21 protein-coding genes are annotated in these 22,158 nt (G+C 68.8%); 12 read left to right on the top strand and 9 right to left on the bottom strand.

The window, feature by feature from the left end; all coding sequences use genetic code 11:
• Positions 1-5: 5 nt before the first annotated feature.
• Positions 6-1,319 carry an MFS transporter gene (locus H7J86_RS19095; RefSeq protein ID WP_267293020.1) on the bottom strand — a complete coding sequence of 438 codons (1,314 nt, stop codon included), beginning with the start codon at positions 1,317-1,319 and terminating at the stop codon, positions 6-8.
• Entirely contained in the window at positions 1,316-1,987 is a 672-nt protein-coding gene (pdxH, locus tag H7J86_RS19090; RefSeq protein WP_267293019.1) for a pyridoxamine 5'-phosphate oxidase, read from the bottom strand. The genes H7J86_RS19095 and pdxH overlap by 4 nt, the downstream gene beginning before the upstream one ends.
• Before the next feature lie 106 nt (positions 1,988-2,093).
• On the opposite strand from pdxH, the gene H7J86_RS19085 reads away from it, so the two are divergent.
• The gene (locus H7J86_RS19085; RefSeq protein ID WP_267292622.1) at positions 2,094-3,209 is read left to right on the top strand and encodes a citrate synthase 2; all 1,116 of its coding nucleotides are present in this window, start codon (positions 2,094-2,096) and stop codon (positions 3,207-3,209) included.
• Between the two features lie 40 nt (positions 3,210-3,249).
• On the opposite strand, the gene H7J86_RS19080 is transcribed toward H7J86_RS19085, so the two are convergent.
• Positions 3,250-4,668 carry a cytochrome P450 gene (locus H7J86_RS19080; RefSeq protein ID WP_267292620.1) on the bottom strand — a complete coding sequence of 473 codons (1,419 nt, stop codon included), beginning with the start codon at positions 4,666-4,668 and terminating at the stop codon, positions 3,250-3,252.
• Between the two features lie 158 nt (positions 4,669-4,826).
• On the opposite strand from H7J86_RS19080, the gene H7J86_RS19075 reads away from it, so the two are divergent.
• Entirely contained in the window at positions 4,827-5,276 is a 450-nt protein-coding gene (locus H7J86_RS19075) for a VOC family protein (RefSeq protein ID WP_090354641.1), read from the top strand.
• Positions 5,277-5,391: 115 nt separating this feature from the next.
• Positions 5,392-8,451: an ATP-binding protein gene (locus tag H7J86_RS19070; protein WP_267292618.1), complete on the top strand. Its 3,060-nt coding sequence runs from the start codon at positions 5,392-5,394 to the stop codon at positions 8,449-8,451.
• Here H7J86_RS19070 and H7J86_RS19065 read toward each other — a convergent pair.
• On the bottom strand, positions 8,448-9,068 hold the full coding sequence (locus H7J86_RS19065) for a GntR family transcriptional regulator (protein WP_170847123.1): 621 nt from the start codon (positions 9,066-9,068) through the stop codon (positions 8,448-8,450). The two genes, H7J86_RS19070 and H7J86_RS19065, sit on opposite strands and share 4 nt — an antisense overlap.
• 122 nt (positions 9,069-9,190) lie before the next feature.
• Here H7J86_RS19065 and H7J86_RS19060 point away from each other — a divergent pair, with 122 nt between their 5' ends.
• The 6 genes from H7J86_RS19060 to H7J86_RS19035 are packed head-to-tail and all read left to right on the top strand — an operon-like array spanning position 9,191 to position 14,374.
• Positions 9,191-9,820 (top strand): ECF transporter S component, encoded by a 630-nt coding sequence (locus tag H7J86_RS19060; RefSeq protein WP_267292617.1) that lies wholly within the window; start codon positions 9,191-9,193, stop codon positions 9,818-9,820.
• Positions 9,817-11,283: an ABC transporter ATP-binding protein gene (locus H7J86_RS19055; RefSeq protein ID WP_267292615.1), complete on the top strand. Its 1,467-nt coding sequence runs from the start codon at positions 9,817-9,819 to the stop codon at positions 11,281-11,283. The genes H7J86_RS19060 and H7J86_RS19055 overlap by 4 nt, the downstream gene beginning before the upstream one ends.
• Positions 11,280-12,047: an energy-coupling factor transporter transmembrane component T family protein gene (locus H7J86_RS19050; RefSeq protein ID WP_267292613.1), complete on the top strand. Its 768-nt coding sequence runs from the start codon at positions 11,280-11,282 to the stop codon at positions 12,045-12,047. Before H7J86_RS19055 ends, H7J86_RS19050 begins: the two co-directional genes overlap by 4 nt.
• Positions 12,034-12,597: a nucleoside/nucleotide kinase family protein gene (locus H7J86_RS19045; RefSeq protein WP_267292611.1), complete on the top strand. Its 564-nt coding sequence runs from the start codon at positions 12,034-12,036 to the stop codon at positions 12,595-12,597. Before H7J86_RS19050 ends, H7J86_RS19045 begins: the two co-directional genes overlap by 14 nt.
• Positions 12,594-13,520 (top strand): ABC transporter substrate-binding protein, encoded by a 927-nt coding sequence (locus tag H7J86_RS19040; RefSeq protein ID WP_090354634.1) that lies wholly within the window; start codon positions 12,594-12,596, stop codon positions 13,518-13,520. Before H7J86_RS19045 ends, H7J86_RS19040 begins: the two co-directional genes overlap by 4 nt.
• Positions 13,517-14,374, top strand: coding sequence for a sulfurtransferase (locus tag H7J86_RS19035; RefSeq protein ID WP_267292609.1), 858 nt, complete (start codon positions 13,517-13,519; stop codon positions 14,372-14,374). Before H7J86_RS19040 ends, H7J86_RS19035 begins: the two co-directional genes overlap by 4 nt.
• Positions 14,375-14,382: 8 nt before the next feature.
• Here H7J86_RS19035 and H7J86_RS19030 read toward each other — a convergent pair whose 3' ends face one another.
• Together H7J86_RS19030 and H7J86_RS19025 are read right to left on the bottom strand one after the other, a co-directional pair.
• Positions 14,383-16,065 carry an FAD-dependent oxidoreductase gene (locus tag H7J86_RS19030; protein WP_267292607.1) on the bottom strand — a complete coding sequence of 561 codons (1,683 nt, stop codon included), beginning with the start codon at positions 16,063-16,065 and terminating at the stop codon, positions 14,383-14,385.
• Between the two features lie 10 nt (positions 16,066-16,075).
• The gene (locus H7J86_RS19025) at positions 16,076-17,077 is read right to left on the bottom strand and encodes an AurF N-oxygenase family protein (protein WP_276065578.1); all 1,002 of its coding nucleotides are present in this window, start codon (positions 17,075-17,077) and stop codon (positions 16,076-16,078) included.
• A 479-nt stretch (positions 17,078-17,556) separates the two neighbouring features.
• Here H7J86_RS19025 and H7J86_RS19020 point away from each other — a divergent pair, with 479 nt between their 5' ends.
• From H7J86_RS19020 to sepH, 3 genes are all read left to right on the top strand, one after another.
• Positions 17,557-18,510 (top strand): membrane protease subunit, stomatin/prohibitin, encoded by a 954-nt coding sequence (locus H7J86_RS19020; RefSeq protein ID WP_235683413.1) that lies wholly within the window; start codon positions 17,557-17,559, stop codon positions 18,508-18,510.
• Between the two features lie 48 nt (positions 18,511-18,558).
• Positions 18,559-19,665 carry a phosphoserine transaminase gene (gene serC, locus H7J86_RS19015; protein ID WP_187096967.1) on the top strand — a complete coding sequence of 369 codons (1,107 nt, stop codon included), beginning with the start codon at positions 18,559-18,561 and terminating at the stop codon, positions 19,663-19,665.
• Positions 19,666-19,729: 64 nt separating this feature from the next.
• Complete coding sequence (gene sepH / locus H7J86_RS19010) at positions 19,730-20,563, top strand: septation protein SepH (protein WP_267292605.1); 834 nt, start codon at positions 19,730-19,732, stop codon at positions 20,561-20,563.
• A 38-nt stretch (positions 20,564-20,601) separates the two neighbouring features.
• Here the strand turns inward: sepH and H7J86_RS19005 are convergent, their stop codons facing one another.
• Genes H7J86_RS19005 through H7J86_RS18995 form a run of 3 tightly spaced genes read right to left on the bottom strand, consistent with a single transcriptional unit; the run spans position 20,602 to position 22,147 of the window.
• Positions 20,602-20,901 carry a DUF2537 domain-containing protein gene (locus H7J86_RS19005; protein ID WP_267292604.1) on the bottom strand — a complete coding sequence of 100 codons (300 nt, stop codon included), beginning with the start codon at positions 20,899-20,901 and terminating at the stop codon, positions 20,602-20,604.
• A complete protein-coding gene (locus H7J86_RS19000) occupies positions 20,901-21,713 on the bottom strand; it encodes a TrmH family RNA methyltransferase (RefSeq protein ID WP_267293017.1) in 813 nt (270 codons plus the stop codon). The genes H7J86_RS19005 and H7J86_RS19000 overlap by 1 nt, the downstream gene beginning before the upstream one ends.
• Complete coding sequence (locus H7J86_RS18995; RefSeq protein WP_267292602.1) at positions 21,710-22,147, bottom strand: Rv0880 family HTH-type transcriptional regulator; 438 nt, start codon at positions 22,145-22,147, stop codon at positions 21,710-21,712. The genes H7J86_RS19000 and H7J86_RS18995 overlap by 4 nt, the downstream gene beginning before the upstream one ends.
• Positions 22,148-22,158 lie beyond the last annotated feature (11 nt).

The following is a 22,158-nucleotide window of genomic DNA, read 5'->3' as shown; positions in this document are numbered from 1 at the left end:
CCCACTCACGCATCGTCCCGGCTATATGCGTGCACTCGGTAACGCGCGAACGCCGGACCGGCCAGGGCAGCCACCGTCACACCGATCACCACCAACAGCCCACCGCCGGCGGCAGCCGCCGTCGTTCCCACCACCGCGGCCGTGGCGCCGTGAGCCACATCGGCGATCCGCGGGCCGCCCGCCACCACCACGGTGAACACCCCCTGTAGACGACCACGCAGATCGTCGGATGCCGCCTCCTGCAGGATGGTCGACCGGAAAGCCGCCGACACCATATCCGCGGCGCCGCCCAAGGCCAGGAACGCCAGCGCCACCCACAACATCAGGCCCGCCGTGCCGTGCGCGGCTCCGGCCGCCACGCCGAACCCGAACATCGCCAGCCCCCACACCACGATGGAGACCAGCACCGTCAAGCCCTGTCTTCGGACCCTGGGCAACCAGCCGGAGAACACGCCGCCGGCGACCGCCCCCACCGACATGGCCGCGGCCAGCAGCGCCATCGTGGTGCCGCCCTCCACCGGTCCGCCGAAGCTCTCGTGGGCCATCTGCGGGAACAGCGCCCGGGGCATCCCGAAGATCATCGCGATCAGGTCGACGACGAAGGACATCAGCACCACCTGGTTGCCGGCCAGGTAGCGGAAGCCCTCCAACACCGCGCGGAAACCGAACTTGCCCTGCCGGGGCGAGCCAAGCGACGAGGAAAGATCCGCGTCGCCGGTTCGGGTGGGTGGCATCTTCGCCAGCCGGACCGTCGCCCAGATGGGGGTGATGCACGTGACAGCGTCGATCAGATACAACGTCGACAGATCGACGAAATGCAGCAGCATCCCGGCCAGCAGCGGGCCGACGATGGCACCGAACTGCATCACCGTCATGTTCAGCGAGTTGGCCGCGGGCAGCTGCTCAGGCGGCAGCATACGGGGAATCGCCGCCGCCCGGGTGGGCGAGTTGACGGCGTAGAAGACCTGCTGCAGCGACAGCAGACACAGCACCACCCAGACGTTGTTCAGCGCGAGCGCGGCCTGCAGCCACAGCAGCACCGACGAGGCGGCGAGCCCGACGGCGGTGATGATCAGCAGCAGCCGGCGATCCATGGCGTCGGCCCAGGCCCCGCCCCACAGACCGAACACGATCAGCGGGACCAGCGCGAAAAGACCGGACAACCCGACGTAGGCCGAGCTCTGGGTGAGCGCGTAGAGCTGGACGGGGACCGCGAAGATGGTCAGGTTCCCGCCGATGACGGTGACGATTCCGGCCAGCCACAACCGCCGAAAGTCCGGGGTTCTCAGCGGTGTGGTGTCGGCGAACAACCCTCTCAGGGCTGTAGCCGCTCGACGTTAAATGTCGCCGCCGGAGCGGCTCCGACCAGACCCTGCGTCACGCGAATCCTGTTGTGTACCCGGTTCTCCCGGCCCTGCCAGAACTCGACGACCTCAGGGGCGATCAGATACCCACCCCAGTGCGGTGGCACCGGGGTGGTCTCCTGGTCGGCGAACCGGGCCGTCACCTCGTCCAGCTGATCCAGCAGCGCGCGACGCGAGGCGATCGGCTGCGACTGGTGCGAGGCCCACGCACCGAGCTGCGAGCCGCGCGGGCGCTTGCTCCAGTAGTCGGCCGTGGCCTCCGCGGACACCTTGGTCACCGGACCGCGCAGGTGCACCTGACGCCCCAGCCCGTACCACGGGAAGGTCGCCGACGCGTACGCGGTCGCGGCGAGCTGCTCGCCCTTGGCGGAGTCGTAATTCGTGTAGAAACTGATCCCGGATTCGTCCACGCTCTTGCACAACACCGTCCGCGTCACGGGCCTTCCCCGCTGGTCGACGGTGGCCACCACCATGGCGTTGGGCTCGGCCAATCCGGCCGCCCCGGCCTCGGAGATCCATGCGCGCAACAGCGTCAGCCAGCCGGTCGCGGGGTCCGGACCGAGCCAGTCGGCATCGAGGTCGACACTGCCGTCCTTCTCGACCGATCCGTACTCGACCCGCATCGCGGCCAGGTCCTGATTGTCGGCGCTGGTGCTCACGCGCCAACGCTACGCCAGCCGATGGCCACCGCACACGGCCGTCGCCGACCCGGGTGCGACAATTCCGCACATGACTGTTCCGGAAAACTTCGTTGCCGGGCTGGAAGGCGTCGTGGCCTTCACCACCGAGATCGCCGAACCGGACAAAGACGGCGGCGCACTGCGCTACCGCGGCGTCGACATCGAGGATCTGGTGACCAAGCACGTCACCTTCGGCGACGTGTGGGGCCTGCTGGTCGACGGAGAGTTCGGGCGGGGCCTGGCCCCGGCCGAGCCGCTCCCGCTGCCCATCCACTCCGGTGACGTCCGGGTCGACGTGCAGGCCGGGCTGGCCATGCTGGCGCCCATCTGGGGCTATGCGCCGCTGCTGGACATCGACGACCAGACCGCCCGCGACCAGCTGGCCCGCGCCTCGGTGATGGCGTTGTCCTATGTCGCGCAGTCCGCACGCGGTATCGGCCGGCCAGCGGTGCCACAGCGCACCATCGACGAATGCGACACCGTCACAGCACGTTTCATGACCCGCTGGCAGGGCGATCCGGATCCCCGTCATATCGAGGCCATCGACGCGTACTGGGTGAGCGCCGCCGAGCACGGCATGAACGCGTCAACTTTCACGGCCAGGGTGATCGCCTCCACCGGTGCCGATGCGGCGGCGGCGCTCTCGGGTGCGGTCGGCGCGATGAGCGGGCCGTTGCACGGCGGCGCCCCGGCACGGGTGCTGCCGATGATCGAGGAAGCCGAACGGACCGGTGATGCGCGCGCGGTGGTGCGCGGCGTCCTGGATCGCAAGGACAAGCTGATGGGCTTCGGGCACCGCGTCTACCGCGCCGAAGACCCCCGCGCCCGGGTGCTGCGGGCGACGGCACAGCGGCTGAACGCACCGCGATTCGAAGCAGCGGCGGCGCTGGAACAGGCTGCGCTGGCCGAGCTGCGGGAGCGCCGGCCCGACCGCGCCATCGAGACCAACGTGGAGTTCTGGGCCGCGGTCATCCTGGATTTCGCGCAGGTACCGGCCCGGATGATGCCCGCCATGTTCACCTGTGGACGGACCGCCGGCTGGTGCGCACACATCCTCGAGCAGAAGCGCCTGGGCAAGCTGGTGCGCCCGGCGGCCATCTACGTCGGACCCGAACCACGGTCACCGGAAGCCGTGCCAGGCTGGGAGCACGTCCGCACGTCGTGAGTGTCTTCGACACGGCGACAACGACTTCGGCCTCGCCGCGTCAGCGACTGGGTTCCCGCTCGCAGGTGCCGACCCGTACCCCTGCGCCGCCCCCGTAGGCGAAGCTGCGCCGCCAGGCCACCCTGGCCCAGATGGGCGCCCCGGCGACCAAGGTGAACGGCGTCGCCAACGGGAAATCGTCGTCACTGGACCGAATCTCGGTACCGCGCACGATGGTCGCCAGTGCCAGCGTGGCTTCCAGCATGGCGAAGTGTTCGCCGATGCATGACCTCGCACCCGCCCCGAAGGGCAGGTACTGCCACCGGTCCATGGTCTTGACCGCCTCCGGCCGGAACCGCTGGGGATCGAAGAGCTGCGGCCACTCCCACAGTGTCGGATCACGTTGCACGGCGTACGTGCCGAACACCAGCAGCGTGCCGGCCCGCACGCGGTAGCCGTCCACCTCGATATCGCGCACCGCCGTGCGGGCTGCCCCGGGTGCGGGCGGGCACAAGCGCAGCGCTTCCCGCAGCACCTGCACGGTGTAACCCAGGTGATCGATGTCCTCGGGTCCCAGCGCGCGGTCACCCAGTTCGGCAGCCTCCGCGCGGACGTTCTCCTGCATCTCCGGATAACGGCCGAGCTGCCACAACGCGTAGGTCAACGCGGTCGCGGTGGTGTCATGGCCGGCGGCGATGAACACGATGAGCTCATCGCGGATCTCGGCGTCGGTCAATCCCTGACCGGTCTCCGGATCGACGGCCGCCATCAACGCGCGGACCAGGGGTGCGTCGAGATCGGGATCGTCGCGGCAGGCCTTCAGCACGTCCTCGGCAAGCCTGCGCAACGTCGCGGCCGCGGCCCGAGCCCGGTTGCGCCCCGGGGTGGGCACCCACCTGGGCAGCCGCAGCGGGGACACCGCGCGGTCGGCGATATAGGCCAGAACCGTGCGCAGCGGCTCGTCGATCTCGTCTGCACGCTGGTCCAGGTCCAGCCCCAGCACCGCCCGGCCCAGCGCACGCATGGTCAGGCGGCGGCACTCCTTGTCCAGGTCGATGCGGGAGCCTTCCGACCAGCCGTCGACCACCGACTGCGCAGCCTGCGCCATATCCCCGGCGAAGGTCTGCACCTGCTTCTTGGTGAACACCGGTTGCACCGCGCGCCGGCGTGGCAACCACTCATCGTGCATCAGGTCGAACAGGTTCTCACCCAGCACATGCTGCATCTCGCGATGCGTGGTCGCCTTCTCGACGTACTCGCTGCTGCGCCCGAGAATGTCGCGCCCGCCGCGGGGCGAGGTGACCAACACCACCTCGGGCATCAACCACCGGGGGGCCAGCTTCAATCGGGTCACCGGGCCGCCGGAGTCGCGCAGCACCTCGAACCCCGTGTGGAAGCTGCGCAATGCGCGCAGCTTCTCCCGGTACGGCAACGGATTGAGCGGTGGCTGCGGCAGGCCCTCGACCGAGAAGTTGCTCATACGTTCAGCCTGGTAGCGGTGGCGCGGGTGCCCTAGCGTAGTTGACTACTTGTCTTTGCCTACTCGACGCATTGCTGTCACTCGCCCCATCCGCGATGAGATCCGCAGACCCGGCCGGTCTGTACCGTCGTCCACCCATCCCGCTTCTAGGAGAGACCATGGCCATCGAGATCATTCCCGCTGTCAGCCCGCACCTCGTCGTCGACGACGCGGCCGCCGCCATCGATTTCTACGTCAAGGCGTTCGGCGCCACCGAACTGGGCCGGGTGCCGGGCCCGGACGGTCGGCTGGTGCACGCCGCCCTCACCATCAACGGTGCCACCGTGATGCTCAACGATGACTTCCCCGAGTACAACGACGGCAAATCGCAGACACCGAAGGCCCTCGGCGGATCGCCGGTCACCATCCATCTGACCGTGACCGATGTCGAGGCCAAGTTCGCGCGGGCCGTCGAGGCCGGCGCCGAGGTGGTGATGCCGCTGGAGGACCAATTCTGGGGTGACCGGTACGGGCTGGTGCGGGATCCGTTCGGCCACCAGTGGTCACTGGGACAGCCGGTGCGCGAAGTCAGCCCGGAGGAGATCGCCGAGGCGATGCAGGCACAGTAGCGGGCCCGCGCCTCGCGCGGAAACACCCGGTTTTCGACCGGGTCAATTCGGCACTGTCCCTATGGGATTCGTCAGCCCGCGACGGCCCGTCCGCGACGGTATCGTCTGACCGAATATGTCCATTCGCCAACGGTCCGCGGGCACGGTCGAGTACTCCCTGTCAGGGGCGGTCGCGGCACGTGTCGATGGCGCGACGGTGCCGTTGGGCGGACCGAAGCAGCGCTGCGTGCTCGCGGTGCTACTGGCCCACCACGGCACCGTCGTCAGCATCGATCGCCTCATCGATGCGATCTGGGCCGACGAGGCTCCCGCGAAGGCACTCGCGTCGCTGCGGTCCTATGTCGCCAACCTGCGCAAGGTGCTCACGCCGGCGACCGATGACGGAACGGCCCGGCTGGCATCGCGCCCCAACGGTTACCAGCTGAACCTGCTGCCCGGCGATTCGGTGGACCTGCACGAGTTCGAGGCGCTGGTCCTCAAGGGCCGGGCGCAGCTGGTCGGCGCGGATGCCGAGGGCGCGTTCGCCTCGCTGAGCCAGGCACTGCAGCGCTGGCGCGGCGACCCGTTCGGCGAGTTCCTCTACCGCGACTTCGCGATCCCAGAAGCGCGGCGCTACAGCGCATTACAGACCACCGCGATCGAGGCCCGCTTCGACGCCGCCGTGCAGTACGGCCGGGGCGCTCAGATCATCCCGGAGATCGAGGCGGCGGTGGCGCATGATCCGCTGCAGGAACGATTGTGGGGACATCTGATGCTGGCCCTGACGCAGGCCGGCCGGCCCGCGGACGCGGTGCGGGCGTTCGACCGCGTCGGCGCGGTCCTCAAACGTGAACTGGGTGTCCGCCCCGGCGAAGGCCTGCAGACGCTGTTCGAGAAGATCGGCGACGGATCCGCCGACCCGCTGGGCACCACCTCCACGACAGCGCCCGAGCTGCCGCTGCCGCCGCTCTACGTGGGCCGGGACTCGGCCACCGACGCGGTCACGGCATCGGTGAACCGGATCCGGTTCGGCACCGGCGGACTGACGCTGGTGACCGGCGAGAGCGGTATCGGCAAGACCTCCCTGGCGCAGGCGGTCGCGGAGCGGACCGGCACCGGCGAGATCCAGGTGGTCTGGGCCGGTCACCCCACCGGGATCAGGCTGCCGCTGATGTGGACGTGGATTCAGGTGCTGCGCCAGCTGGGCACCGATCTGGGCTCCGCGGGACGCCACGTCGTGCGCCGGGCGGCGCCCGGTGTCGTCGACGCACTGGTCCCGGAATGGGGCGACGACGATGTCGGTGCGGCCGTGGCGGATCTCCCGCAGCGAACCGCGGTGGCGGCGACCGGCTTCGCCCTGGCCGAGGGTATCGCCGGCGCCCTGCGCGAGTTGTCGGCACTGCGCCCGTTGCTGTTGATCCTCGACGACCTGCACCACGCCGACACCGCCTCACTGCAGGCGCTCACCCTGCTGACCACGCAACTGGCCCGGGTGCCCATTCATATCATCGGCACCTGGACCTACTTCGGCGCCGACCGTCCGGTCAACCGGAAGGCCCTGACCCGGCTGCTGCATTCCAGCAGCATGGCCACGGTCCCACTCGGCGGTATCGACCGGACCGCCGCACACCAGCTGATCCACACGGTCTCCGGGGCGCCGGCCCGCAGCGAGGTCACCGAGTCGGTCTGGCGCCAGTCCGGCGGAAATCCGTTCTATATCAAGGAGATCGCTCGCGGCCTCGGTGCCGACGAGCCGACTGACGGGGTACCCGATGCCGTTCTCGGGGTGGTCGGTCGGCGCCTCGGCACACTCGACCGGCCCACCCGGCGCACGCTCGGGGCCGCCGCGGTGATCGGTCCGGTCTTCGATGTCGCCGCCCTGGCCGACGTCGTCGACCTGTCGGTGTCGGCCGTGCAGGCCCGGTTGCGCCCCGCGTACGAAACCGGGCTGCTCGACGAGGTTCCCGGCCAGCCCGGCGCCTACCGGTTCAGCCACGGATTGGTGCGCGACGCCGTGCTGGCCCACCTGTCCACCACCGAACGCACTGCCGCACACGCCTCGATCGCCACCACGCGCGCCGCCGCCATCGCCAGCGACGCCTACGAGGACGCGATCGCCGGCGCCGACCACGCCTGGCAGGCCGGCGCCGCACTCAACCCGGACACCGCACTGGAGATCAGCGAGACCGTGATCGAGCGGGCATTGAGCCGCTCGGCCTACGACGACATCGCCGTGCTGGCCGAACATGCGCTCCAGATCGCCACCCGGCTGCCGGCCAAACCCGAGTACCTGGCCCGGCAGGCCACGCTCTGGATGCACCTGGCCGGTGCCAAAGGAATTCTCGAAGGCCAGACCAGCAGCGCCGTCACGCATGCCATCGCCCGGGCCTTCGAGATCGGCGAACAGGTACGCGGCCGCAGCTTCTACGGTGCCGTCGCGTTGCAGTGCTTCGCCCGGATCGGCATGGGCCACACCGAGGAAGCGGCGGTCCTCGCTCATGGCCTGCGCGAGCAGTATCTGCGTTCCGGTGACCCCGACGCCGGGCTTGCCAGCGACTTCACCCAAGTGATGGTCCATTTCGTCCGCGGCGATACCGACGCCGCGATCGCCACCGGCCAACACATGATGGAGAACTTCCCGCCGCCGGAGACCGTCACCGATCCCCTGCACTTCGTCCACCCGCGGGTGTACTGCTGGATGGCGATCGCCGAAGCACAGCGCGGCAACACCGTGGCGATGGACGACTATCGGCATTCGGCAAGGGAACTCGCGCAGAGTCGGGGTGACACGTTCAACATCCTGGCCTCCGAGCTGACCCAGGTGGAATGTGCGGCCATCCTTGGTGTCACCGCGGGCACCGCCGCGGCGGCCGCGGAGGTCGACCGCAAGCTGTGCGCCGCGGGTGGACACCAATGGGCAGCGTGCGCCCGGATCATCAGCATCTGGGCCGAGGTGATGGAGACCGGCGTCGACCACGCGCCCGCCGCGTTCGAGGCATTCGACGAATTCGCCGGCGACGGCTCGGTGGCGATGCACGCGTTGTTCCTGGCATTGCTGGCCGATATCGAACAACGGGTGGGCCGCCCCGGTTCTGCGCGCGAGATCCTGACGCGCGCCCGCACGCTGACCGAAACGACCGGCGAGCATTCCTGGGACGACTTCATCGACCGGCGGGTGCAGGCGCTGCAGCGCTAGAACGGCCGCGCAAACGTATCCAGGCGTTCCTGTTTGGTGCGCTGCAGGTGTGCCGCGACCGCGGCGCTGGCGGCCTCCGCATCGCGGGCCCTGATCGCCTCCAGGATGGCTTCGTGTTCCACCACGACGTCGGCGAGGTCGTCGCGGTGGACCGCCTCTTGGTCGTACACCCGCAGCCTGGCCACCAGATTGGCCAGCGTCTCGTGCAGCGTCGAATTGTGCGACGCCGCCCACAACACTTCGTGCCACTGGGAATTGAACTGCCGGGCCACCTCGGGTTCTTCGGCCTCCGCGGCATGTTGGTGCAATTGGGTCAGCTGCGCCAACTGCAACTCGGTGCGCCGGGCCGAGGCCGCCTCCGCCGCAGCCTTTTCCAGCGCGATCCGCACGTCGTAGATCTCGATGACATCGTCGGGAGTGCCCGACCGGATGCGATAGCCGCGCGCCGATCGGATGATCAACCCCTCTTGTTCCAGCCGGCTCAGCGCCTCGCGTACCGGCGTCCGGGAGACTCCGTATGCCGCGGTGAGGGTGCTCTCGCTCAGCGGTTCGGCCGCCGAGAAGCGACCGGCGAGCAGGTCAGCGCGCAGAACGCTGTGAAAGGGGGTTCGCTGCACCCGACCGAGCATACGTTTGGTGCCGTTATGTATACAAAAAATACTCATGGTGATGCCAAGTCATACGAAGTGCACCTTGCCCGTCCATACTGATGCCTTCGCGTTCGGCCCTAAGGAGACCCATGAGCACCCAGTCCACCGACACGACGCCGGCCGCCACCGGCCGCGCCCTGCGCTGGCGCGTCGTCGATATCGTCGTCGCCAGCGTGCTCGCGACGGCCGCCGGCCTGGTCTTCGTGCTGTGGAACATCGCGTCGAACCCGATCAGCACACCGTTGAGCGCGGCCCTACCCGGCCTGCAGGCATTGCTGGGTGGCGGCTGGCTGTTCGCCGGCGTGCTCACTGCTCTGGTGATCCGCAAGCCCGGCGCTGCCCTGTACGGCGAACTCGTCGCCGCCACGGTGTCGGCCCTGGTCGGCAACCAGTGGGGTGTCCTCACCCTGGAATCCGGCCTGGTCCAGGGCCTCGGCGCGGAACTCGTGTTCGCCGTATTCCTCTACCGCCGTTGGGGACTGCCGACCGCCGTGCTCGCGGGCGCGGTGGCGGGGCTGGCCCTCGCCATCAATGACCTGATCCTCTGGTACCCGGGTTCGGCGAGCGCGTTCATCACCATCTACACCGTGTCGGCGATCGTCTCGGGAGCGCTGATCGCCGGACTGTTGTCCTGGTTCGTGGTGCGCGGCCTTGCCAAGACCGGAGCCTTGAGCCGCTTCGCATCCGGCCGGGCGGAGCCCGATCCGCGCACCCGATGAGCCGATCCGCAGGAACCGGTGCCGCCGTCACGGCACAGGGTTGGGGCTGGCGGCATGCAACGCGCACGCAGTGGGCGGTACGCGATCTCGATCTCACGATCGAACCCGGGCAGCGGGTGTTGCTCCTTGGGCCGTCAGGAGCCGGCAAATCGACTGTGCTACAAGGTATCGCGGGACTGCTCGGCGGAGCAGAAGAAGGACAGCAGGCCGGCCGTCTCCTCGTCGACGGCGCCGCGCCGACCGCCCAGCGGTCCAGGATCGGCATGGTGCTCCAAGATCCCGACGCACAGGTGATCTTGTCCAGGGTCGGCGACGACGTGGCGTTCGGGATGGAGAACTACGGCGTCGCGCGCGAGCAGATATGGCCCCGGGTGCGCGAGTCGCTCGACGCGGTGGGGCTGAACCTGCCTCTGGCGCATAACACTTCGGAGCTGTCCGGCGGCCAGAAACAGCGGCTCGCGCTGGCCGGCGTGATCGCGATGAACCCCGGCCTGATCCTGCTCGACGAACCGACCGCGAACCTGGACCCCGAGGGTGTGGTCGAGGTCCGAGACGCGATCGCCGAATCCGCGCAGCGCACCGGCGCCACGTTGATCGTCATCGAGCACCGCACCGACGTGTGGCTGCCGGTCATCGACCGGGTGATCGTGCTGGGTACCGACGGCGCGGTGATCGCCGACGGCACACCGCAACAGACGATCCGGCGCGAACACGCCTATCTGATGTCCGCGGGCGTGTGGGTGCCCGACACGCCACCGCCCGTGCTCACCCGGCACCGGCACACCGATACCCGCACACTGCTGTCAGCGGTGGACCTGTCGCTGGGCCATCGCGGTGGTGCGCGGCTGCACACCGGTGTGAACTTCTCGATCGATCGGGGACAGATCTCCGTGATCACCGGCCCCAACGGGGCGGGCAAATCCACGCTGGCACTGACCCTCGGCGGTCTGCTCCCCCCGGCCGCGGGACGCATCGAGGCCGACACCGCCTTCGCGCCCGTGCCCGCACGGCGCCAACCCATCAAGTGGAAATCCCGGGAACTGATCACCCGGATCGGCAGCGTCTTCCAAGACCCCGAGCACCAATTCCTGACCGGCACGGTCCGCGGCGAACTGGCCCTCGGCCCCAAGGCCCTCAACCGGAATGCCGCCGAATCCACCGTCGACGCGCTGCTGGAGCGCCTGCACCTGACCCATCTCGCCGACGCCAATCCCTACACCCTTTCCGGCGGTGAGAAGCGCCGGCTGTCGGTGGCCACCGTGCTCGCCACCGGTCCGCAGGTGATCGTCCTGGACGAACCCACCTTCGGCCAGGACCGTCGCACGTGGGAGGAGCTCATCCTGCTGCTCGCCGAGATCGCCGACGAGGGCACCGCCGTCGTCGCGGTCACGCATGATCTGGATTTCACGGCGCTGCTCGCCGACGCCCGCATCGAGCTGCCGGCCTGGGAGACGGTGTCATGACGGAGGCACTCGCGGCACGGACGGTCAACCCCGTCGCGCGGCTCCTCGCGGCCGCGATCATCGCGGCCGGGCTGGTGCTGTCCCTGGACTGGGTGTCCGCCCTGACCGCGCTGATCCTGGAGGTCGGCCTGTTCTTCGCGATCGGCGCCCGACCGCGACCGGTGCTCATTCGCAGTGCGCTGCTCGTGGTGGCGGCGGCGGTGACCGCGGTGACGATCCTGTTGTACGGCCAGTCCAGCGGTGCGGTCCATTGGCATTTCCTGCTGATCACCGTGAGCGACGGTTCGATCGCGCTCGCGCTGGCCACCTTCCTGCGGGTGCTCGCGATCGCACTGCCGTCGGTGATCCTGTTCGCCGACGTCGAACCCACCGAACTGGCCGACGGCCTCGGGCAGGTGCTGCGGCTGCCGGCCCGGTTCGTGCTCGGTGCACTGGCCGGGCTGCGGCTGGTCAACCTGCTCGCCGAGGATTGGCGTTACCTGGGCTACGCCCGCCGGGCCCGCGGGGTCGCTGACCACGCGCCGCTGCGCCGGGTTGCCGGTCAGGCGTTCGCGCTGCTTGTCTTCGCCGTGCGGCGTGGCTCAAAACTGGCCACCGCCATGGAGGCCCGTGGCTTCGGTGCCCACCGCACGAGGTCATGGGCCCGTCCGTCACCCTTCAGCGGACGCGAATTCGCGCTCATCGCCGCAGGATTCGCCATCGCCGCCACCGCCACCACCGTCGCGGTGACCACCGGAAACTGGAACTTCATTGGCCATCGATGACATCGCGGCCCGGCTGGCGACGGACCGGGCGACGACGGTCCTGATCGACGGCCGTTCGGGTTCCGGGAAGTCGACGCTGGCGACTCAGCTGCACACCGCGTGGCCGGACAGCCTGGTGGTCCGTCTCGATGACATCTACCCGGGGTGGGACGGGTTACTCTGGGCCGCCGAGCATCTGCAGCGCGAACTTCTGGCGCCGCGCGCGGAGGGGCGGCCCGGACGTTGGCGCGGCTGGGACTGGACCCGTGACGCGCCGGCCGGCTGGCACACCGTCGGGCCGCAGCAGCGGCTCGTCGTCGAGGGGATCGGCGCCCTGACTCCAGCCTCGCGGGCCCTGGCCGACCTGGGCATCTGGGTGCATGCCGAGGACGACGACCGCAAACGCAGAGCACTGAGCCGCGACGGCGACCTGTATCGGCCGCACTGGAACCGTTGGGCCGCACAAGAACTGGCGTTCATCGAACGTCATCGACCACAAGCGTGCGCCGACCTCATCGCCGTACCGACCGGCCTCGGATTCGGCTTCACCACACCGGAAGGGCTGCCATGACCACCCCACTTTCCCTGGCCCTGGAGTACTTCCATCCGTGGCCGAACTCCGCCGGGTTCTATATCGCGCGAGACCGCGGCTGGTACGCCGAGGCCGGCATCGATCTGCAGATCCGCACGGTGGATCCGGGTATCGGGGACAGCCTCGAGCACATCCGGCGCGAGCTGGTCGATCTGGCGGTATTCCCCACCAACCGGCTGTTGGTGCGCGCCGAGCGCGGCGAGCCACTGCAGGTGATCGCCGCGGTCAACCAGCGCGGCCTGGAGACCATTCGCACGCTCGCCGACAACGGGATCGAGACCCTGGCGGACCTGACCGGCAGGCGGTTGGCCCTGAATCCGACACCGCGCGGTGTGGCGCTGGTACGCGATCTGGTGCGCGATGCCGGCGGCGACCCGGACGCCGTGACCCTGGTGGATGTCGGGGTGCGGGAGTTGACCAGTGCGGAACTGGCCGCCGGGGTGGCCGATGCCACCTTCGGGTCGTACTGGGCGTGGGACATCCTGCTCACCGAGCATCCGGATCGGCCGGAGCGGGTCTGGCGGGTCGATGATCACCTGCCGTTCGGCTACCACAGCTATCTACTCGGTGCGCATACCCGCCTGGCCGAGCAGAACCCCGTGCTGCTGAGGGATTTCCGCGATGTCACCGATCGCGGGTTCCGGCATGCCGCCCGACACCCCGACGAGGCGGTGGCACTGCTCGGGGGCATCACCCCGTACTTCCCGGACCACGTCATCGCCCGTTCGCTGGAAGCCATTGCCCCGACCTGGTTTCATGAAGGCAGTTGGGGCACAGTGCGTCCCGAACTTGTCGAACCGTACGCACACTGGCTGGCCGGACATGGAATACTCAGCGCGCCCGATCGCTGGGAGTCAGCCTTCGCCGACTCGTCCTTCGCCAAGACGGCCCAGTCGCTATGAGTGAGAACCCGGTCGTCGGCGCTCGGGAGCTGGCCGCCGAGCTGGCCGGTCCGCAGGCGCCGGTACTCCTCGACGCCAGCCTGATCCTGCACCGGCCCGAGTTCGACGGCGACTACCGGACCGACAGCGGGCGTCACCTCTGGCAGTCGGGCCACCTGCCCGGCGCCATCCACGTCGAGGTCGACGCCGATTTCGCCGTGTCCGCCCCGACCCACAACCAGCACCCACCGGCGCAGGTATTGGCTGAGCGTGCAGCCAGATTCGGCATCGGCCCCGACACCCCGACGGTCGTCTACGACAGCACCGGTGGTTTCTGGGCGGCCAGGGTCTGGTACCTACTGCGCTGGATCGGTGTGCCGGTCCGCGTGCTCGACGGTGGCCTGGCCGCCTGGAGTGCGGCCGGACTGCCGACCGACGCCGGCTCCACGCAGCCCGTGCCGGTACCGCCATGGCGCGTGCGCGCCATCCGCGATGCCTGGATCGAGCTCGACGAGCTTCGTGAAATCGACAGCAGCGCAGCCAATCTGGTCTGCGCCCTGTCGCCCGCAGCATTCACCGGCGCCGAGCCCACGCGTTACCACCGGCGCGGACACATCCCGGGCAGCCGCAACGTCGCGACCCGTTCCCTGCTCGACCAGCGGGGCCTGCTGCTACCGCCCACCGAGATCACCGCGCTGTACCGGGACGCCGGCGCCGACCTGGACCGGGAGGTGCTGCTGTACTGCGGGGGCGGCATCTCCGCGACGGTGAACGCACTCGCGTTGGTCGCGGCCGGCATCGAGCGGCTACGCGTCTACGACGGATCACTGGAGGAGTGGAGCGCCGACCCGTCGCTCCCGTTGACCGTCGGTTGAGCCCGAAGTCAGCGCCCCAGCGCGGACAGCAGTCGTTGTCCGACAGTCGGTTTGGGTGCCGTCGCAGCGGCCGCCAGCATATCGTCGACTCGGGTGAACTTGTCCCGCGGGCGATCCTCGCCACCGCGCGCGATCTCCGCCGCGTCGATGGCACGCCAGCCCGCGGCGTCAACGACCGCGGGCCGGCGGCCTCGGACCAGCTTGTCCAGCGCCCCAGGCTTGTGCACCCGGTCGCCGAGCTGTCCTCGGTTGTAGTCCTCCACCAGATTGTGCACCGTCTCGGCGGCACACGACTTGTTGGTGCCGATGAAACCGGTGGGACCACGCTTGATCCAACCGGCCACATAGGCGCCAGGCACCGGCACACCGTTGTCGAGTACGCGGCCACCGGCGTTCGGCACCACGGCGGCGTCCTCGTCGAACGGTAGCGCGGGAATCGCCTTGCCGCGGTAGCCGATCGAGGTCAGTACCATGCCTGCGTCCACCGTGCGGTGCGCATCGGTACCGGTGACGCCGAACTCGATGCCGGCGACGCGGTCCTGCCCCACGATCCGCCGCGGGGTGAGCTGGTAGGCCAACCGGATCCGCGGGCGGGTATGGGGTGCGCTCGTCGCGGACACGGTAGGGAGTTTGGACAGGATCTCCAGCTTGTTGCGGGTCAGCGGGTCCGATTCGTGGGCCAGGTCGCGGATCACCAGGTCGTGGTCGGCGGCGTCGAGCACCACGTCGCAGACCGAGGTCAGCCCGATCAACTCGGGCAGGGTGAAGGCCGACTGCGCGGGTCCGCGCCGGGCCGCGATCACGACTTCCTGCACCTTCGAGCGCCGCAGTGCGGCAAGGGCATGGTCGGCGATATCGGTGCGCGCCAACGTATCCGGGTCGGTGGTCAGGATGCGGGCCACGTCGAGCGCGACATTGCCGTTACCGACGATGACCACCCGCTCATGACTGAGGTCCACCGGCAGGCCCACGAAGTCGGGGTGCCCGTTGAACCAGGCCACCACCTCGGTGGCGGTGGCGGTGTTGGTCAGGTCCATCCCGTCGATGTCGAGACGCCGGTCGTTGGGCGCGCCGACCGCATAGAGCACGGCGTGGTGGTGTTCCAACAACTCCGCATGGCTGAGGTGCTTGCCCACCTCGACGTTGAGGAAGAAGGTGAAGCCGGTCTGCCGCGTCATCCGGTCGAACAGCCGGGTGACGCGCTTGGTGCTCTGGTGGTCCGGCGCCACTCCGGCGCGGACCAATCCGTATGGCGTGGGCAGTTTCTCGAAGACGTTCACCCGGACCCCTCGCTGGGTGAGCAACTCGTCGGCCGCGTACATCGCCGCCGGACCGGAACCGACGATCGCCACGGTGAGCGGATCACCGGCGCGCGGATACACCTTTGGCGCCTCCAGTACCGGCGCCAGCTTCGACGTCGGCGGCAGCTTGCCCTCCCGCTTGGGGTAGAACGCCGCGTTCAATTCGATGAACGGCAACTGGTTCTCGGTGAGCCGGGTATCGGGCCCGATCGCACCGACCGGGCATGCGCTGACGCACGCGCCGCAGTCCACACAGGCATCGGGATCGATGTAGAGCATCTCGGCGGTGGCGAAACCCGGCTCGTCCGGCGACGGGTGGATGCAGTTCACCGGGCAGGCGTAGACACAGGACCCGTCGCTGCAACACGACTGGGTGATCACATGAGGCATCGGGCAGCCGTCAGGCGACCGAGACCAGGTGCTGGCGCTGCGGCTCGCTGCGGTAGCGGCTGGGGCTGCCGTTGATCCGGCAGATGCGCCACACCAGCTTCGCCAGCGGGTTCATCAGACCACTGTCGTGGGCCAGCATCCGCACGTCACCGAACATGTCGCGCAGCATAAGCCGTGACTGCGGAGATCTGAAGAAGATGTCCTTGCGCACCGAGCGCGGGATGTCGAACTTCTTCCAGAACGTGCGCGGCGGCACGATGATCGCCGAGCACAGGATGCGCATCACGATCGGGACGTAGATCGACAGCACGAACCGCTTACGCCACGACAATTCGGGAACCCGCTTGCGCAGGTACTCGTGCGCGAACGAGATGTGCCGGGCCTCTTCGGCGACGTGGATCGCCATCACCCGCTCCATGATCGGGTGCAGGGCCTTGCCCTCGCGCAGCACGTTCTTCTGGGTGTGGTCGATGGGCTCCTCGCCGGCGAGAATGCCGAACCAGAACGGGATCGGCAGCGGGCCTGCCACCAGCGGGATGCCGGGCTGGATCCACTTCAGCAGCCGCGGCATGCCCGGCACGTCAGCACCGATGCGGTTGACCATCTCCTGGAACATCAGGGTGTGGTTGCACTCCTCGACCGCCTCGTGCAGGCAGTACCGGTATTCCGGGGACCCGTTGGGCGTCCAGAAGGCGTACTCCATCAGGCCGCGGATGAGGATCGACTCGAAGTGCAGGCCGACCTTGGCGACATTGGCCTGGCGCCACATGCCGATCTCGATCTGACGCTCCAGAGGCTGGGCCTGGTACCAGGGATGCTGGCCGATGGGATCAGTGGCAGGAAGCACCCACCGCGGGTCGTTGGGGATCACGGCAAACTCCGGCGAATCCCACTCGATGTCTTTGTACGGATTGAAATTGCGCCGCACCGAACCCTCGGACAGCGTGGTGAGCATCTCGACGTACTGCGTGTCCTCGCTGACGTCCATGTTCTTGCGCCAACGCCGGATCATCTTGGTCCTAGCCACTTGAATCCCTCCGTGAGGTTTACATCGAACGGCCTCTTGTCTAGACGGTACCGCAGGTATCGAGTAAAAGTCCACACTCCTGGCGCTACATTTGCTGATATTCACGACCCGTCAAGGGAAAGTCCTGCAAACACTCTAAACGCCGCCGGACAGTGTGTTTGCTACACGCCGCCCGAGCCCTGGCTCGGAGAGTGCGGGATCGCGCCGCCCCCGACGGTCTGACCACGCAATCGTGCGACTTCGCCACCTCGGAATTACCACCTGCGCCGACCGCACAAACCTTGCTGCGCAACCCCGGAAGGCGACACCACATCGATACCGAAACCGGGGTCATCCGACGGACGACGGCGGACACCCGCGTTCCTCCGTCCATGCCGCGGCCACGCACCCAGCGTCAAAGGCGCGCAAATTCTCGTCACCTCGCTACACTCCCAGCTGACTCACAGCACCGACGAAGGATGCAGATGGCCATCAATCGCAACGTCAAAGGTGTGGTGATCGGCGCCGTGCTCGTCGTCGGCGTCCTGATCGCGGGCGCGGTGCTGTCGAGTTGCGCCACCCAGGTGGGGCCGGGGCAGACGGCGGTCAAGGTGGACGACTACGTCCTGATCCCCACCGACCCCAAGGTGGAGGGTTGCATCGATCCGGAGACCTCGGAGTTCAACCCACCCGGTGGTTTCAAGGCGTATCGCTATCCGTCCCGGCAGATCAGCTGGGACGCGACGGGCGGGCCCGATTCCGAGGCGGAGGCCACCATCGTGGTGTCCAATGCGACCGCCCCCGCCGAGCTTCGCGTTCCCGTCGTGATCACCTTCGATCTGACCACCGACTGCAGCATGCTGATGGACTTCCATCGTGACTTCGGCACCAAATACCAGGGTTGGCTGGACAACGACGGTCTGGTCACCCCCGGTTGGGTGAACCTGTTGCGCTACGTCATCGGCCAGCCCGCCGAACAGGTGCTCATCAGCGTCGCCCAGAAGTACACCTGGCGGGAGATCTGGAATGACGAGAAGGTCCGGATCGAATTCCAGAACGCACTGCGCGACGCCCTGCCCGGCGCGTCGCGGGCCCGCACCGACGGGCGGGAGTTCTTCACCAACTTCCAGGTGACCGTCATGAAACCGGATCCGGTGGAGTCGGGGCTCAAGGACGCGATCATCGCCGAGCAGAAGGCGATCGCCGATGCCCGGGCCGCCGAGGCCAAGGGGGTGGCGGACGCCAACGCGGCCAAGGCCAAAGCCGAGGCGGACAAGGCAGCCGCACAGGCCCAGACTGAACTGGCCCGTCAGCGTGCACTTCAGAAGCAGGCCGAGATCGCCGGCTACCCGGACGTGGACGCCTACCTCAGGGCCATCGCCATCGAGAACGGGCAAAACCCGTTCCAGCCCACCTATGTGGTGCCCCAGGCGCCCTGAACCGCACCGGCGTCTTCATGGCTGGCGCAGGCCGATAATCTGAACGTCATGGCCGAACTGACGATCCCCGCCGATATCAAGCCGAACGACGGACGCTTCGGGTGCGGACCGTCCAAGGTGCGCCCCGAACAATTGGCCGCACTGGCCGCCGCGGGTGACCTGTTCGGCACCTCGCACCGGCAGGCCCCGGTCAAGAACCTGGTGGGACGGGTTCGGGACGGCCTGCGCCAGCTGTTCGCGCTACCCGACGGGTACGAGGTCATCCTCGGTAACGGCGGATCCACCGCATTCTGGGATGCCGCGGCCTTCGGCCTGGTCGACAAGAAGTCGCTGCACCTGACCTACGGCGAGTTCAGCTCGAAGTTCGCCTCGTGCGTGGCCAAGAATCCGTTCGTCGGCGATCCCATCATCATCAAGACCGAGGCGGGCACCGCCCCGGAGCCGACCTCGGACCCGTCGGTCGACGTCGTCGCCTGGGCGCACAACGAAACCTCGACCGGCGTCGCGGTGCCGGTACAGCGTCCCGCCGGCGATGCGCTGGTGGTCATCGACGCCACCTCGGCGGCCGGCGGGCTGCCCGTCGACATCGCCGACACCGACGCCTACTACTTCGCCCCGCAGAAGAACTTCGCCGGTGACGGTGGCCTGTGGATCGCGGTGCTCTCGCCCGCCGCGCTGGCGCGCATCGAGGCCATCGCGGCGACCGACCGCTGGGTGCCCGATTTCCTGTCCCTGCCCATCGCGGTGGAGAACAGCCTCAAGAACCAGACCTACAACACCCCGGCCATCGGCACGCTGATCCTGCTCGCCGAGCAGATCGACTGGCTGTTGGGTAACGGTGGGCTGGACTGGGCGGTCAAGCGCACCGCCGATTCGTCGCAGCGGCTGTACTCGTGGGCCGAATCGTCGGCGTTCGCCACGCCGTTCGTGGCCGACCCGGCGCTGCGGTCGCAGGTGGTGGGCACCATCGATTTCTCGGATTCGGTCGATGCCGCGGCCGTGGCCAAGGTGCTGCGCGCCAACGGCATCGTCGACACCGAGCCCTACCGCAAACTGGGCCGCAACCAGCTGCGGGTGGCGATGTTCCCCGCCGTGGAGCCCGACGACATCAGCGCCCTGACCGCGTGCGTGGACTGGGTTGTCGAAAAGCTCTGACCGGCCTGCGTGTCCGCACGGTAACGGACAGATAACGCTGTAGGGTGCGCGGGAGGAGGTCAGTATGCGTGAACTCAAGGTCGTCGGGCTCGACGTGGACGGCAAGAGGCTGATCTGCGAGGGCGCCGACGCGAGCGACAAGTTCGTCATCAAGGTCGACAACCGGTTGCGCGCCGCCGTCCGTGGGGACAAGGCCACCTCCAACCAAACTCAGATCGAGGTCGAGGTGTCGACGACGTTGCGTCCCAAGGAGATTCAGTCCCGCATCCGTGCGGGCGCCTCCGTCGAGCAGGTCGCGGCCATCACCGGCGCCGATATCGAGCGCGTGCAGCGGTTCGCTCACCCCGTGCTCCTGGAGCGGGCCCGCGCGGCGGAGCTGGCGACCGCGGCGCATCCCATCCTGGCCGACGGTCCGGCGGTGCTGACCCTGCTGGAGACCGTCACCTCCGCCCTGATCTCGCGCGGCCTGGATCCCGATGCCACCACCTGGGATGCCTGGCGCAACGAGGACGGTCGCTGGACCGTGCAGCTGGCCTGGACGGCCGGCCTGTCGGACAACACCGCGCACTTCCGGTTCACCCCGGGCTCGCACGGCGGCACCGTGACGGCCTTCGACGAGCGGGCCGCCGAGCTGATCGAGCCGAACTTCACCCGCCAGCTGCGCACGGTCGCGCCGGTGGCTCAGCTGGAATTCGAAGCGGTGCCGGCTCCCGCGCCCGCCCCGGTGACTGCTCCGGAGCCGGTGGCGGCACCCGCGCCCGCGACGATGGCGGAGCCGACACCCGAACCTGCACCCCCGGCGCCCGCAGCCAAGCCCGCGCGTAACCGCAAAGCCCGCGCCACGGTCCCGGCGTGGGAGGACGTGCTGCTCGGCGTGCGCTCCGGCACGCAGCGCTGAGCCGGTTCCCTCCGGTCAGAGCGAAGGAGCGTTCGCGCTCATCGGCTGGCGAGCAGCGCGAGCAGGGTCGCCCAACCGGCGGCCACACCCACCGCGGAACCCAGCACGAACCAGCGCCATACCGGGCGGGTACGCCAGCCCCACACCGTGGGAGCCAGACCACCGACCGCCACCAGGTTCAACCCGACGGTGAGCAGCGGGTGCACCCGCGTCAACCCCACGCTCAGCACGATGATGGCCGCGGCGGTCAGGGCCGCCACGAACCCCGCGACGGTCAGACCGGTACCCCAGGGCACGCCCGCTCCGCGCGCATGCGATCGCGTCGTGTCACCCGACATCACGCCAGCCTAGCCCGCTCATAGAAGGCCAACGCGGCAGCCGTGGCGACGTTGAGCGAGTCGGTGCCGCGCGCCATCGGGATGCGCACCCGGACGTCGGCGGCCCGCATCGTGTGCTCGGCCAAGCCGGGCCCTTCGGCACCGACCAGGATCGCCACCTTGTCGCCCACCAAGCCGCTCATGGCCGCGGCCAGCGTGTCGGCGGCCGGATTCGGGGTCATTGCCAGCACCCGGAAACCGTTGTCCCGCAGGGTATCCAGCTCGCGAGGCCAGGACGGCGCCCAGGCGTAGGGCACCAGCAGCGCGTGTCCCATCGACACGCGCACCGCGCGCCGGTAGAGCGGATCGGCACAGCCGGTGCCGAACAGCACCGCATCCACGTCCAGGCCCGCCGCGTTGCGGAAGATCGAGCCCAGGTTCTCGTGGTCGTTCACGCCTTCCAGCACCGCGATGGTGCGGGCGTCCTCGAGCACCTCGGCCACCGACAGTTCGGGCGGGCGCGGGGCCGCCGCGAGCACGCCACGGTTGAGGTGGAAGCCGATCGCCTGGGCCATCACCTCGGCGCCGGCCCGGTAGTAGGGCACGTCCACATCCGCCAGATCGGCCGCCAGTTCCCCCAGCCGGCGATCGGTGCCCAGCAGCGCCCGCGGGGTGAACCGGGAGGCGAGCATGCGCTGCACCACCAGCACACCCTCGGCGATCACCAATCCCTTGCCGCTGGGCAGATCCGGCCTGCGGTCGACACTGTTGAGATCGCGAAAATCGTCCAGCCGCGGATCGGCCGGATCCACGATGTCGATGATGTCGGTCAGGTCGCCGAACCTTCGTCGACGATGGCCAGCATCAGGTCAGCGGCCTCCAGAAGCGTCTGGCGCTGTTCGGGGGTCAGCGCATCCAGCCGCTGTTGCAGCCATTCCCGGCTGGCCTTGCGCTCGGCCTCGATCAGGTCGGTGCCGGCCCGCGAGACGGATACCAGGACCTGCCGGCGGTCGGCGGGATGCGCGGTGCGGTCCACGAAGCCGAGATCGACCAGCGACGCGATCACCCGGGTCATCGACGGCGGGCGGACACGCTCGCGGATGGCCAGCGCGCCGGGGGTCATCGGCCCTTCCTTGGCCACCGTGGCCAGCGCCGAGAGCTGCGACAGCGACACCGGTGAGTCCGGCCGGCGGAACCGCAACTGCCGGGCCAACCTGATCACGGCCAGCGACAGATCACTCGACAACCTTGAGTCGACGTCCGCCACAGGCCAAGACA

The organism is Mycobacterium hackensackense (genome assembly GCF_025822555.1).
Classification (GTDB): Bacteria; Actinomycetota; Actinomycetes; order Mycobacteriales; family Mycobacteriaceae; genus Mycobacterium; species Mycobacterium fluoranthenivorans.
The sequence above is the reverse complement of the archived record's forward strand: the minus strand, read 5'-3'. Positions and strand labels throughout refer to the sequence as shown.